The 14,422-nt window shown below is 54.3% G+C and carries 10 protein-coding genes; 5 read left to right on the top strand and 5 right to left on the bottom strand.

The window, feature by feature from the left end; all coding sequences use genetic code 11:
- Nucleotides 1–10 precede the first annotated feature (10 nt).
- Nucleotides 11–292, bottom strand: coding sequence for a hypothetical protein (locus tag ACUTJJ_RS11450; RefSeq protein ID WP_445542233.1), 282 nt, complete (start codon nucleotides 290–292; stop codon nucleotides 11–13).
- Nucleotides 293–671: 379 nt separating this feature from the next.
- Between ACUTJJ_RS11450 and ACUTJJ_RS11445 the strand changes: the two genes are divergently transcribed.
- From ACUTJJ_RS11445 to ACUTJJ_RS11435, 3 genes are all read left to right on the top strand, one after another.
- Nucleotides 672–2,447 carry a trypsin-like serine peptidase gene (locus ACUTJJ_RS11445; RefSeq protein WP_445542232.1) on the top strand — a complete coding sequence of 592 codons (1,776 nt, stop codon included), beginning with the start codon at nucleotides 672–674 and terminating at the stop codon, nucleotides 2,445–2,447.
- Nucleotides 2,444–5,479 carry an ATP-binding protein gene (locus tag ACUTJJ_RS11440; RefSeq protein ID WP_445542231.1) on the top strand — a complete coding sequence of 1,012 codons (3,036 nt, stop codon included), beginning with the start codon at nucleotides 2,444–2,446 and terminating at the stop codon, nucleotides 5,477–5,479. Before ACUTJJ_RS11445 ends, ACUTJJ_RS11440 begins: the two co-directional genes overlap by 4 nt.
- Nucleotides 5,480–5,552: 73 nt before the next feature.
- Nucleotides 5,553–7,511, top strand: coding sequence for a DNA/RNA non-specific endonuclease (locus tag ACUTJJ_RS11435; protein WP_445542230.1), 1,959 nt, complete (start codon nucleotides 5,553–5,555; stop codon nucleotides 7,509–7,511).
- A gap of 206 nt (nucleotides 7,512–7,717) precedes the next feature.
- Here the strand turns inward: ACUTJJ_RS11435 and ACUTJJ_RS11430 are convergent, their stop codons facing one another.
- Entirely contained in the window at nucleotides 7,718–9,997 is a 2,280-nt protein-coding gene (locus ACUTJJ_RS11430) for an ATP-binding protein (protein WP_445542229.1), read from the bottom strand.
- Nucleotides 9,998–10,352: 355 nt separating this feature from the next.
- A complete protein-coding gene (locus tag ACUTJJ_RS11425) occupies nucleotides 10,353–11,378 on the bottom strand; it encodes an IS110 family transposase (RefSeq protein WP_445542228.1) in 1,026 nt (341 codons plus the stop codon).
- Nucleotides 11,379–12,061: 683 nt separating this feature from the next.
- Between ACUTJJ_RS11425 and ACUTJJ_RS11420 the strand changes: the two genes are divergently transcribed.
- Together ACUTJJ_RS11420 and ACUTJJ_RS11415 are read left to right on the top strand one after the other, a co-directional pair.
- Nucleotides 12,062–12,916 (top strand): type IV toxin-antitoxin system AbiEi family antitoxin domain-containing protein, encoded by an 855-nt coding sequence (locus ACUTJJ_RS11420; protein WP_445542227.1) that lies wholly within the window; start codon nucleotides 12,062–12,064, stop codon nucleotides 12,914–12,916.
- Complete coding sequence (locus ACUTJJ_RS11415) at nucleotides 12,903–13,820, top strand: nucleotidyl transferase AbiEii/AbiGii toxin family protein (RefSeq protein ID WP_445542226.1); 918 nt, start codon at nucleotides 12,903–12,905, stop codon at nucleotides 13,818–13,820. The genes ACUTJJ_RS11420 and ACUTJJ_RS11415 overlap by 14 nt, the downstream gene beginning before the upstream one ends.
- A 107-nt stretch (nucleotides 13,821–13,927) precedes the next feature.
- Here the strand turns inward: ACUTJJ_RS11415 and ACUTJJ_RS11410 are convergent, their stop codons facing one another.
- A complete protein-coding gene (locus ACUTJJ_RS11410) occupies nucleotides 13,928–14,143 on the bottom strand; it encodes a hypothetical protein (protein WP_445542225.1) in 216 nt (71 codons plus the stop codon).
- Nucleotides 14,144–14,268: 125 nt separating this feature from the next.
- Entirely contained in the window at nucleotides 14,269–14,421 is a 153-nt protein-coding gene (locus ACUTJJ_RS11405) for an IS3 family transposase (protein ID WP_445542255.1), read from the bottom strand.
- Nucleotide 14,422: the final 1 nt, after the last annotated feature.

The raw sequence follows: 14,422 nt of genomic DNA, 5'->3' as shown, positions 1-14,422 counted from the left end.
GTGTCAGATGTCAAATGGAGCGAGGCAAGACCACTTCGTTTTCATTCAGAAAGTGGACCCTGGTTCGCTTTGACACCATTGCATTCAGGCCGTCGAGGCGGCAACTTTGGACGGCCTCAAATTGGCGAACTGAAAATCCGTCGTCCTCTCCTTCGACCACAAACCAAATAGTAGAAAGGTCAATCGATAGATCTGGCGCCAACGCATGTTTTCTCTCGAGAGAGAAGACGCAGCGATGCGAGGAGATGATATCAGCATTCGGCAGCGTGTTGATCAGGCTGTTGATTTCCACTGAGAGCTGACCCGGCGGGGGTGCGCCGGGTCAGCTCTCAGTGGAAATCAACAGTGTGACCTTAACTTTAATCTCTAAGCCCGAGGGGAGATATGGACTCTATGTCCGGTCGGCCCAATGAATGGAAAAGGTTCTTTGGCATCTATTCAATAAGATGCGCCAGGCATCTGAGGCATACAAATAAGGCTTGGAACACTCTCTTCGAGGCAACGGCTGCTGGTCGGTTTAATTGTTGTAGGTACCCTTATAAGTTGCTACATTCACTTTTATGAGGGATCCGGTTTGCAGGGGACCAGTTTACTAGTGCGTAACCCTTTCGGTACGAAGGGGTTAAATTGCGCAACGGTGGCTTGGGGTGTTGGGGGAGCTGAAAACCACAGTGAATACTGAATCTTGCGGCAGCGTTGCTGATGCGATCGAGTTCTATCGTCCTCAAAGTGAGTCAGCGTTGCTTGCTGTGCGAGGTGGGCGTCAGCGACTAACAATTGGCGGCCTCTTGGCTGCCGCCGAATACTCTGCAGCGCCTGATCCCTACGAATTTGCCGAAGAGCAAATTGCCAACTTAGGCCTAGACATCGTGTTCATTGACGCGATGAGGGCTCGCGGTGTTTCGATCGGTCCTATGGATCCAGCCGATATCGTCCAACAAACTAATTTTGACCACAACCAGCTTGGTTCATTTTTGAGCCGCGCCGGGCGGCAAAAATGTAGAATTGATGTTATGGGCATGGCTGCGGGCTCTGGATGCCTAATCGGCCCTTCACTCGTACTCACTGCCTGGCACGTGATACGCAACGCTGATGATGGGCGCGTCCAAGTCCGCTTTCGACAATCCGACGGCGCCGGGCGGCTCAATGCAACGATCGGCGGATCTGTAGTCGATGACCTTACGTCGCAATGTAGTCCAGAGGAACTTGATGGGAAGCCACCTTTAGACGACGCCGGCTATCACGGGTTCAACGATGTTGCCGTCATACGGCTCGACTCGGCAGAGGGAAAGCGAGTGGGATTCTTGGATCTGCCAGGACCTGACCATGTCCTTCGACCCAATGATAGTGTTTGCTTAATGCATTATCCCCAAGGCGAGGATGTTGGCGTCAGCTTTAGTTCTGTGCGCAAGATCCGGAGGATCACCGCGAGATGGAAGTATGGTGCAGGAGCAATGCCAGGTTCATCTGGCGGCCCTTGTGTAAACACGAAGTTCGTTCTGGCAGGCATTCATCAGGGCAACTGGGGACGGGAAAAGAGACTTGTTCCCACTCACCTTTTCCTCGCAAGACTGGCCGACGCAGTCGCCAACGACCTCGCCCCGACGGCACTTTGGTCACTTGACGATACGCTTGATGGGCGCCTTGTAATAGCACGCGACCAACTCTTTGAAGCATTGGCTGCTGCCAATCGGCCTCGTTCTTGGACACGTGGTATTCGAATCAAGCGTACGAACCTCAATTCAGAAGTTGGTCTCAATTTCTCTCTTGATGCGATCAGTGCCATCCTTGCGCGAGATCCCAAACGGAACGTCGTCATTCGGATCTCATTTGAAGGCCGCGACGAGGCGCTCTTTCCGCTCATCATACGCGCGCTCGAAGCAGCCAGCCATCCTGTCGTATCTCCTCCGGCCATGCCCGGTGCCGATCATATCGATACCACACTCGAAGCAACCATCAATGAGACGGCGCGCATGCTCGCTGCCAATATAGAAAGCTTGAGCGAGGACGGTAGCCGGACGTTTTGGTTTTTGTTTGAGAATGCGCCGGGTGGCATAAGGGACATCCTACGCTATCAGTTTGAAGCATTCTTTGCAGCTACCGTCAATCAACCCAATCTTCGAATAATCATTGCTGGCTTTGAAACGATTTCCACTCCGGTTCTTGAGGAGAGTACGACTCGATACGTTGAGGCCGGCCCTGTGCACGTGGTTATTGACTACATGGGCGAGTTCACAAAAAGCGATGTGGCTACGCTCTTCCGGCGCGCAGGTGAAGATCTTAAAATTGAACGTGCGCCTGGGTGGACGGATGATGAAGCGGCTGATGCCGTGGCGGGGCTTGTAGAAACGAACGGCCGATATGACATGCAAGTCATCGAGCTGGTCACTGATCGAGCGCGAGTTCGACTGAAGTTTTTGAAGGCACCGGAGACAGCGTCACGATGACTGATGACGGCGATTTCAGCAAAATGATGCAATTTGCGGCGCTGTCGGGGGCATTTTCCCCCGCAACGGCACTTCATGCCGCCGATCTTCTGAATCTTCGTCCTACAGAAGTGTCCGAGATCGCTTCTAGGTTGTCCGAATTGTGCGACGTTATTCATTTCGACGGAAAAGAACAGTGGTTGCTTAAGCGCAATGAGAGACAATGGATTCTCAATTCGCTTAGCAAGCGGCACGGACTGATCAACGCCATGTACATGCGTCGGTCACAAATCGGATTCAACCAAGAGGCGAAATATCTCGGATCTGCGCTTTCTGGCGTGCAGGACTTCGCGATCGATGCTCTTGAAACCCTGGCGGCTCGCCTTGAGCGGTCAACTCGCCTCAGTGAAGCCGACGTTGAACCGATCGAACGCATTGCTACAACACTCGAACGTCTCGGTGAATTAGCACCGGGTCATAAGATGTTACCGAGGTTTTATGGTCTGTTAAATCGTGAAGCCGATGACACGCGCCGCGATACCATCCTTACTGATCGCTTCCAAGGTCGAGCGGTTCAGATCGATGACATCGTTGATTGGATCAAAACAACAAATCCTTCGCGGTTTCCGACCCAATGCCTGCTTATTCGTGGTCTGCCTGGAATCGGCAAATCCGCACTGCTGGAAGCTGCGTACCAGCGTCTTCGTTCCCAGGGGCTGAACATCGTCATGGTGCGATTCGACTTCGATCGGCCGGTTCTCGATGTGCTTGACCCTGTCGGCCTGACCCTTGAGCTCGCCCGCCAAGTTGCGATCCAAACCCCGGAACGCGCTGGCGATCTGAAAGCTAAGCGGCTGGCGATTGCGAGTGAACAGCGAATTAAAGGCAGCCGCGACACGCGTTTCGATTTGCAGGAGACACAGCTCAGCGATCTTTTGCAAGACGCGCTTGGCGGTGCTTCCGCGACCTTGCTAATAGTTCTCGATACGCTGGAGGCCCTGCGGGGGCGGGGCCTGAGCCACCCTTACCAACTCTTCGAGTGGATTGATCGTCTGGCGCGTGGTGTCTCCACCAATATCCGGGTTATCGCCGCTGGGCGTGGCGAGCCGCTTCAGGAAATCCCCGATCGAATTGGCAAAGACGCGGACCTGTCCGGCCTTCTCGACAACGAAATGGATGAAATACTTTCTAAGTCGGATGTCAATCCTAACCTTTGGTCCGAGATCCGCAATCAAGCTGATGGCAATCCAATGATGTTGCGGATTATCGCCGAAATGGCCAAGGATGACCCATCTAGTCTGTACGAAAAAGGTGGACAAAGCGCACGGGCTTTCTTGAACAGATGGCTCTTTGCCCGTCTTCATGACCCCAACATACGACGAATGGCGGAACATGGTTTGTTTCTACGGGAAATTTCCGTCGACGCGATCGCGACCCTTTGGCCGAAGCTAGCAAATGCGCCAGCACCCACAAGTTCCGAGGCGCAACAAGCCTATCAAGAACTCGCGGAGATGACCTGGCTTTTCAACCGCACGCCAAGTGACCACGGTTTGCGCATGCGGGCGGAGTTTCGCCGGCTGCTCCTGCCAAAGTATTACACCGCCTTCGCCCGCAGCGCTCCCAAGTCCGACCGCATGTCTGCGACTTGGTTCGGACGCAGGAGAACTGCGGAGAGCGACGTTGATGCGCTTTATCACGGCTTGCAGGCTCTGCGTGGTCGCGGTAAGCCGCCAGCCATTAAGGCCGAGACTGCCTATCGTCTCGATGAGGAAACGATATCCGAGCTTCCTGTCATAGGTCAGGACATGTTGCGACTGACGCGGCATGAAAGAAGCGAAAGCAGCCGTAGCGCCGCATTCGGAACCGAACGGTTTGCGGTCGACCTCAGTTTGATGATGGAACGGGGTGACTGGGGAGAGGCCTTCGACATCTATAGCAAAATCGGTGACCGAGATCGGCTCGATCCAACCGGTGATCTGGGTCGAGCGGTGCGAACGTTCGAGTGGAAAACCGGACGCTGGGCTACTGCACTGAGATCGCTTCGTCGCCAGGATCGTATGATCGGGACCGATATCGAGTGGGGCCACTACAGGCCGATTGAGGCGCTAGTATACTTGGAGATGCGGGCAGAGTTCGGCGTCAGCTCGTTTGCGGTTCGCGTAATAAATGAGCCCGAGTTTCGATCTCGCGTGACCGAGACCGTATACAGGTTAAGAGGGGCAGAAATGACGTTCGGAGGTCTTGGTCTGGCATTGAACTTCACGAGCGCCGATACACCGAGGGGCCAATTGCTAGATATCAATCTGTGCTGGGAAGAGCCGAAAAGTCCAAAAGTCCCTCAGATCGGCTGGCAGCGCATCCAGCAACTGTTGCCGCGTGCGTTCGAGGACCCTTATAATCCCGCGGCGTCGGCGAGGGCATGCGCTGCGTTGACGCCTTACAGTGAACCTCTAAGAGATATGCCTGGCGAACGTTCCGACCGGCCGGCTATGTCTGAGTTAAGAGCCTTGATTAAAGCCCTCCAACAATTGCCTCTGCCCATTAATGGCGGGCTGGAGAGCCTCGATCCACGAAGTCTCGAACGACTCAATCCAGTATCTATCCTTAGCGAAGCCGGGCTTCTTGCTGAGGCGCTTGGCATGATCGCATTTTTTGGCAACCGTGATATAAAGCTCATTGCGAGAGGTGCGGAATATTGGCGCAAATTCGCTGCAGGGCGGTATCCGACAGATCCTGAAAAAAGCAATTTTAGGCTGCGAGGCTGGCGCTATGGCGTCGACGCAACGCTTTGGCATCGTATCAGAGAACTTGAAGACCATGCGGACCCGATCAGTGCAAGCAAAGCCTGCCTCGTCGCTTGGCTCTCTGTAGATCATGCCCATGATTTCTTGCTGTTCGGGCATTTGGCGGAGAAGACGGAACGAGTGCGTGCAAACCTTCAACAGAAAGGCGGCGACGCCTTTGCTGCTGCCAGGCTTCTTTCGCAAATGAATGTACCTACGGCGCTTATACCGCCGCTTGCCATCCTTCTCTTTGCCAACGTTGATTTGTAGTTTGGTCGGGGTGGGGAGTCCTGATCTTGTCACTCACGCTTCTGTTTCACTAATTTGCCCCGGGGTAATCAGCATGGTCGACACACGAACGCAGACATTCGAAGAGTTTTCCGCGCGCAATCCTGACATGGTTCGGGCTGCGCTCCGCGCTATCGATAAGGGGAACGTACCGAAACTGGCCGGGACACTGAATGTTGACAAAGTTGCTGAAGCTCTGAAAAAGCCTGGTCAAGTGCTGGAAAGCAACTTTCCGGTGGCAGGGGATTTGGAGGCGATAGTGCGCTTGATCGGCCGCCCCCCACTCCTCGTTCAGAACAATACTGTCGTCCTGGAACCCCTTGAGGATTTTCCGTCGGATACTGATGCAAGGATTAGAGCGGCTGAAAAGTGGTTGCCTTCCGTCGGTCGGGTAGAATTCATCAACCACGACATGCGCTGGGGTGGTACAGGATGGGTGGTGCACCGAGTATCGGATGGGGAAGCCATCGTCGTGACGAACAGACATGTGGCCAAGCTTGTTGCTCGCCGTGCCGAGACCGGCGCGGGCGTGTTCATGCGTTCGCCGACCGGCATTCTAATGGGGATGATCGTCGATTTTAACGAGGAAGCCGGTGCACGCGCGCAGGACAGCCGCGAAGTGCATGTGACGAAAATCAAATACCTCGCTGATGATACCGCCGCCGACGTGGCTCTCATTGAATTGACCATCGATCGCGGCAACCTCAAAATGCCGGCAGCGATCAATCTCCTCGACCGTAATGCACGAGACAGGGAACGGATCGCTCTTGTCGGCTACCCCGCCTACGATACACGCAATGATACTGCGGCCATGTCGCGCTACTTCCGAGATATCTACGACGTCAAACGCTTAGCCCCGGGTTACGTTATCAAACCAGCTGTCAACGCCGTCCTTGGTCATGATGCAACAACACTTGGCGGCAACTCCGGATCGGTATTGCTGAGCCTCGAAGAGGATGGAGCGATCGGCCTTCATTTTGCCGGGGTTTACGGCAGCCATAACAGTGCTGTCAGCGCGCCAACGCTGCAAAAGCTGCTGAACGGCCGTATCGTCGTGCCGGGCTCATCCATAGTAGACCAGATCAGTGTAAATGAGGCAGTAAGCGCTGCTACAAGCTTTGTCGGTCGCGCCGGCTATAACCCTGCGTTCCTCGAAAAGGGAACTGTTGTCTGGCCTCGCCTACCAGAAGAACTGCAGGCAGAGCTCGCAATACCTTCGGATTCGCAGCCAGCCAATCCGCATGAGCTCCGTTATACACATTTTGGGGTTCTCGTGTCGGCAGCAAAGAAACTGCCGGTGCTGACAGCAGTCAATATAGACGGCAGTAGGTCGGTTCGTATCAAACGCGGCAAAGATAAGTGGGCTTTCGATGGCCGAATTCCCACGACGCAGCAGATGGGTGAACCCGCCTATGCCGACGCTTCCATTGATCGGGGACATATGGTGCGTCGTGAAGATCCAAATTGGAGCGATGAGGGCAACGAGGCTGAGAGTCGCCAAGCCAATGATGACACATTCCATTTTACCAACTGCGCGCCGCAGCACTCCAGTCTTAACCAGGGCAAGGCTTTGTGGCAGGGCTTGGAAAACTATATCCTCGACAGTTCGCGCACACACGGCTTCCGAGCCTGCGTTTTTACCGCACCCGTCTACCGGGAGAACGATCCACAGCTTGATGCAGGCGTCAAGGTTCCGCTCGAATTCTGGAAGGTTGTCGTGACTCTTGATGAGACCGGACAGTCGCTGCATGCGACGGCCTATCTCTTAAGCCAAGGACAATTGATCCGCGATCTGCTTGAGAGGCGCCACCGGGCGGAGGCAGTAGAGGGATTTGTTCTCGGCCCTTACAGGACGTTCCAGATTTCTATTAGTGATCTCGCAGATGCGACGGGCTTCGACTTTAACGGTATCGAGAACTATGATCCGCTGCACAAAGCCCGCACACAGGACGGCTTCGAGTCCGGCCAGCCAATCGTTGTGCCCATCTACGCGCCGGACCAACTTATACTCTAGCGCCCTCAACCGCAGGCATCACACCATTTCCTACTCTTCCGATTACAGAAAGGGAACTGACATTCAGCGCTCCGTTTTCGACAGGTGGTCGATTTCGTCAAAATAAAATTTGGACTGCAAATCATCATTCGACTTTTGTGACGCGCTCCCGATAAATTTAGCCATATTGAACTGGAATTTACCACTTATGATCCCTGACTATTTTCCTAGGGTCTCGTTTTCCCTTTTGTTTCAGTGGCTGGTTCATCAAGAACTTCTCGGACAGCAGTCGCTAATTGTTTAAGAGAGAACGGCTTTGGAAGAAATCCGAAACTATGTTCTGGAAGCTTCCGCGCAAACGCCGCTTCCGCGTAACCGGAGATAAATAAGAACCGGATGTGGGGGTGAGCCTTCTTAACCTCGTTCATGAGCGTTGGACCGTCCATTTTGGGCATCGTTACGTTGGATAGGACGAGATCGACCTTTTTACCTGCCTTCTCCAGGCTCGTGACTTTTTCGAGTGCTTCGGCCCCAGAGGCGGCATCGTGAACTATATATCCTCGGGTCTGAAGAGTCCTCGTGATACCAATGCGGATGGACTCTTCATCATCGGCGAGGACGATCAACTCCGTACCGGTAGCTTCGCTCCTGTTTTCTTTCGGCATCAGGTCAGGCTGCACCGCCGGCTGTGACGGTAAATCGGACGTTCTGGGCACCAATATCTTGAATGTTGTCCCTCTACCGGTCTCTGATTCAACAAAGATATGTCCTTTGGATTGCCGGACGATGCCATAGACCATGGCAAGACCTAGGCCAGTGTGGTTATCCTTTGTGGTAAAGTAGGGATCGAAGATCTTGTCCAGCTGATCGGCAGGAATTCCGATGCCCGTGTCCTCGACTTCCAGAAGGACGTAGTCCTTCTTCGGCACGCTGGCGAAAGATGGATCGGCTAGATGATCGGAAGGAACGTTACTCGCACGAAAGGTGAGGAAACCTTCTCCAGGAATCGCATCACGGGCGTTGACTGCAAGGTTGATAAGGACTTGCTCGAACTGGGCAAGATCGACTTTTACCGGCCAAATGTGTGCTTGGTGGTCCAGTCGTAATTTCACATGTGTTCCGGAAAATAATCGATCAATCAGCATTCGCAGGTCACTTATAACCTCGACGAGGTCAAGGACTGCAGGCTTGAAAGTCTGCTTTCGCGTAATTGCAAGCATTTGGCGAACAAGAACAGCCGCGCGATTGGCGTTCCGTTTCATCTCGAGAAGCTCCGTGGAGAGCTGGTTTGTTTTTTCCGGCAATAAAAGCAAGTGGTCGATTGACAGCAGAACCGAGGTTAGCACGTTGTTAAAATCGTGAGCAACTCCCGCAGTTAGTTGCTCCATGGCTTTGAGCTGGCGGTTTGGGTCAAGTGCACCAACATGTGCCTCGGCAGTTCGCAACTCCAACGTCTTGCTCTTCAGATCTCCGATTTTTAGCGATATCGCGGAGTCTGCGGAGATTGCGATGTTGTCGGTCAATTCCCGCAAGATGTAGAGCGGGTCGTCTATGACTTTCGGAGCTTTGATGTTCAGCTGTCCAAGTAGTTCATCGAACAACTGGTCTGAATCGAACCCATGTATGACTTTGGAGTGCTTGCTGGTGCCCAGGAAGGCCTTCACCAGCGGCGGGAGTTCATCTTCGGGTTCCGCGTAGGTGCACCAGTATATTCGGGTGTCCGGATAGCGTTTTCCGGCTTCGATCAGAAGCTCCATGATGCCTTTTTCGCGTCCACCGTAGCCAACCGCGAGAAACACTCGTGCCGTACGAAAAAGTTCGTCGATTGCATGCCGAGCCGAATGATCCCGAGATAGCTCTTCGGTGTCTTCGATAGAATTGCGAAGGTGGTAAGTGTGGCGAGAGCCATGGATCTGAATAAGCTGGGGATGCAAGGCGTCGCCGGTAATTCGGCCAAGATATTCTAGGCCATCGGCAACAACGGGCAGTCGTCCAGTCCTAGCAATCCCCTCCAGTGCAAGCTGGTCGAAGTTGGTTGTCAAAACTGTGGAAATGAACCCCACCCGCACCAGCTCACCGATGCAAATATGTGTCCAATTGATCGCCTTGCCATTCTTCTCGAAGATGTCGGCGAAGATGCGATGAACTTCCTTCGGTGAGTTGTAATGGTTTGAAAACAACTGGTCATAAACGGCGGACCAGACCGGGTTGGGCGTCCCGGAATTCGTTGTCTGATAGACCTCGGTTTTCTCGAAATGGCCTCCATCCACCAACCTGGAAAGCGCTTCCTCGGGTGTTGCACGTTCACCGGTCAGTCCGTAGTCACTCGCCAGTTTGCGAACGAGGTTTTGGGCGATATCCTTTGCCAATGGGATATTTGCACTGACAGAGCAGCCAGCCCCGGTAAGAAGTACAGTCCTGCCGATTCCCGTATCTTTTGATGGATTGAAGTCGCGGCGCATCGCGTTCGACAGATTTCGAATGTTGATAAGCTGTCCGTCCATCATTTAGCCTGTCTTGGCATTGTCGATTCGTAAGAACAAACCGTAGCTCTTCCCTCAAGGCAACTGAAGGCTGTCGTGGTTGCGCGAGAAAAATCTGCGGAGTTTTTCCCCAACGTCGTTAAATTGTGTTTCGGCCCTTTAATTGCGGGACTTAGTCAAGTCTGTTTTGTCCGTGCCGAGGTCATGGTCCTTTTCGAGGTCACTGCCTCATGATGATGTTCGGGTCGGATGCCTCAACGTGTGGAGCGCTGTGCGATCAAACTCGCCAGCAGCCGAAACAACGAGGTCACCGCAACCACCGTCCCGGCGGGACATCACAGGCCCAAGGGAGCCCTGCGATTCCAGATTGAGTTCGATATCAGGCCGGTTCGTTGCCCCACTGGAATGAGGTGCCATCAACCCATATGCAGTACAGGATGACGGCCAGTTTGCGAGCAACAGCAACCTGCGCCTTTTTCATTCCATTACGTTTGGCCAGCCGAAGGCCCCAAGCCTTCAGGGAGCACCAACGCTTCGTGCGATGTAGCAAAACACTGGCCGCCTCGAAGAGATAGGTTCGCAACAAACGATCTCCCCATCGCGAGACTTGACCGACGGTGTCCGTTTCGCCGGATTGCTTGCGTCGCGGCGTCAGGCCCAGATAGGCACCTACGGATGTTGCACTTCGAAAGCGCGACGGGTCGTCGATGGTATGGCGGAAGGTCAATGCCGTTACCACACCGATGCCCGGCACGGTCATCAACCGCCTTGTCGTCTCGTCTGTTCGAGCCATCTGCCGGATCTGGCGATCCAACCCTTCAAGTTCTCGACAGACATGGCCATGGACGGAGAGGAGCGGTAGCAAGACAGTCCAAAGCACATGACCCTCTCCGGTCAAGTCGATGACGCAGCGCTGGAATTGTCCGGCGATGGCGCGAGGAAAGATCAGTCCGCATTCTTTCAACATTGATCGGATCTGATTTTCGAGATCTCGTCGCATCGTCACGAGCCGAGACCGTGCGATCAGTAGCGAGCGCACCTGTTGGCTGGCCTCACTCTTCACCGCAACCTCGCGATACCATCCAATTCGAACCAGCTCGGCCAAGCCGCGCGCGTCGTTCTCATCGCTATTGTTCATCCGGACGGACAGAACCGCATGTGCGTGTCGCGCGTCGATACAGACAACCGGCATACCGATCCTTTTCAGTTCATGCCAGAGCCAGCTCGACATGGCACCAGTCTCAAAGCCAACGCGTTCGGCATCAGGGGCTTTCTTCGCCAGTAGCGCCGCCAGAGCGCCAGGATTCGACTTCGCCCGGCCCTCGAAGAGCAGGCGACCGGTCTCGTCAACGACACAAACGGCAGTCTCCTTTTGTGAGACGTCCAATCCGACATACTGTTTCATTGTGATGTCCTCCCGTTGTTAATGGGACCAGTTTGCCACCAACCAGGAGGCTGGGAAACGCGGTTAGCAATTACGCCATCGTGTGGAATATTGACCCCTCTGGCGGGGTGATCGGCGTCCAATTTTAAGTCTGACGCAATTTCGATGACATCAGGGTGCTCCGACGATACGTGCCTCAAGCAAATCGAGTTTCCCGCGCCCGTACATCTGGCGCTTGATGAGTTTCAGCTTGGTGATCTGGCCCTCTGTCTGGCCGTTCGACAAAATTGAAGTGATTGCATTTTGAACCGCTACTCTGTCGCGGATGCTCCAACACGCTGTGAATTAATGCGGACGTATTTGGCTAGAAACGCTTGAGTCGAGGCAATTTGGTTGAACTCCCTCACATTATGGGCTTCCGCTGATCACTTGAGGTGCTGGGGGAATACAAGCGCGAAGTCTCACGCCGCCGCGCACCCTCAGCCCGCCGCCAGTTTCCGGTGCGGTTACAGAGCGTTGCTGGCACCAAGTAAGAAGCTGCCTCCTAAGGAGCGGTTTCTTTGTTCCGGGGAAAAGTTGCGCCCTCCTAACACGGGCGCTAGGTACGTGTGGTTTGAATATGATGGAATATAATCAGTTCAGTTGAGCATATTAAACGACTATCAAACTTGAAACGAGTTTGATAGTCGTTTAATATGCTCAGTATGGCTGAGCAATTTACTTCACTGTTAAACCAACTTGAGAGAGACCTTCCTGAAGGGCTGGTCGTGGATGCCGCTTGGCTGGAAGAGCGCGGCATCGCCAGCAATCTGCGGGCCTATTACGTCAAGGCCGGCTGGCTGGAACAGCCGGTGCGTAGCGTCTACAAAAGGCCGCGCGGCACGCTGAGCTGGCAGCAAGTCGTCATCTCTCTTCAGACCCTGCTCTTGCGATCGCCTTTCTACGTTGGTGGGCGCACGGCACTGGAGCTACAGGGCTTTGCACATTACCTCTCGCAAGAGACGAAGACCATTCATATCTACGGGCCGGAGAAGCCGCCGACATGGTTGGACAAGCTGAAACTTCCTCAGCGCTTTGTCTATCACAACAGCGCGACCCTCTTCCGTAATGATCCCACAACAAAGGGGCTTGGCAGCCTTGCCTGGAGTATTACGGACGGAACAGGCCGGGATCTCACCCGCTTTCAGGGCGATAGCCTGACCTCACTTGTTTGGGGGCAATGGGATTGGCCATTGACGCTTTCCCAGCCTGAGCGCGCCTATCTTGAAATGCTTGATGAATTGCCGCGGCATGAGAGTTTCCATCAGGCCGACATGATTATGCAGAGTGCCGCAAATTTCAGCCCAAGGCGGCTGCGAAAGCTGCTAGTGGACTGTGACAGCGTCAAGGTGAAACGCCTGTTTTTCCTCTTCGCGGATCGTCACCGTCATGCGTGGCTCAAGCGTCTAGACAAGGATGCGATCGATCTGGGCAAGGGCAAACGCATGCTTGTTCCCGGAGGCAGGCTCGATCCGGTCTATCTGATAACCGTGCCGGAGGACCTTGATGCCGTTTCGTGACCAGTACCAGGCTCAGGTTCGGCTGCTCATGCGCCTTCTTCCCATCGTGGCGCGCGAATCCTGTTTCGCGCTCAAGGGCGGGACGGCTATCAATCTCTTTGTTCGCAACCTACCGCGCCTCTCGGTCGATATCGATCTAATGTATCTTCCGATACATGACAGGCCCGAGGCTTTGGCTGGGATTGATGCCTCAATGAAGCGCATCAAGGCGGCAGCTCTGGCGGAGCTGCCCGGCGCTCGCGTCGCCGAAAATATCCACGAAGGCGCCATCCTTCGTCTTCTCGTGATTGCGGAGGGCACGCAGGTCAAGATCGAAGTCTCACCCGTATTGCGTGGCGTGGTTCATGAACCTTCCACCATTCCTGTCACTGAGGTGGTCGAAGAGGCGTTCGGCTTTGCGGAAACCAGCGTTGTTTCCTTCGAGGACCTGTTTGCGGGCAAGCTGGTTGCAGCACTGGACCGGCAGCATCCGCGCGATCTCTTCGACGTGCGAGGTCTGCTCGCCCATGAAGGGCTGAGCGACGACCTCCGTGAAGCCTTCATCGTCTATCTGCTTAGTCACAACCGCCCTATGGGCGAGGTGCTATCAGGCCGCGTCAAGGACCTCGCAAACGAATACAGCAATGGCTTCGATGGCATGACCGAGGAGACTGTCGCAATCGATGAACTGGTCCAAACCCAGCATAAAATGATCGAGATGCTGATCGGCGGCATGCCGGATCATCACCGTGAATTTTTGATCGGCTTCGAGCGCGGAGAACCGGACTGGTCCTTGCTGAAGATTGGTCACGTTGTTGAGCTTCCCGCCATCCGCTGGCGGCAGTATAATCTCGACAAACTGAAGCAGGAACAACGCTCACCCCTGATCGAATTGCTGCGAACTTCTCTCGAACGGCGTGCATAGAAACACCCGCTCTTTCGGCTTTGAACACGGGCAGAGGTGGCTCTGTTTGATTGAGCAGTTTTGGGCGTTTCGCTAAGTGGATTTCCACCTCGTTTATGCACCCACCATCATCGGTGCCAGCGCGGTGAAGTAGGCCTGATCTGGCGTTTGCCGAAAAGCGCAAGCTTGCTCGGCCGCTCCGGTACCGTGAACGTCCGCTCGATCGTACCGGCGTTCAAATACTTCGCGATCGTGTTACGCGACAAACCGGTATGCCGACTGATCTCGCGGATCGACTGCTTCTCGCGCAGCTTCATCAGACGGATTATGTTTAAAAGTCCCATGTGGATCACTCCGTTGCCCCCCTCGCTTGCCGCGTTGGGGGGAAGGTCACATGGCTCAATTCTCAATGGAAATTATACGCCTAATGGAGTGAACCCTTCGGGCTGGACCAGCGACGCACTTCAAACTAAGCCGCCTGCTGGGCAAGTTGGGTTTCAAATTCTGCTGGCGATCGATAGCCAAGGGCTGAATGCAGCCTCTTGGCATTGTAAACATCTTCAATGAACCTGGGCAATCTCTCGGCGACGTCTGCGAAGGTCTCGTAACCGGCGGGATAGATG

Source organism: Agrobacterium sp. DKPNP3 (genome assembly GCF_052686535.1).
The sequence above is the reverse complement of the archived record's forward strand: the minus strand, read 5'-3'. Positions and strand labels throughout refer to the sequence as shown.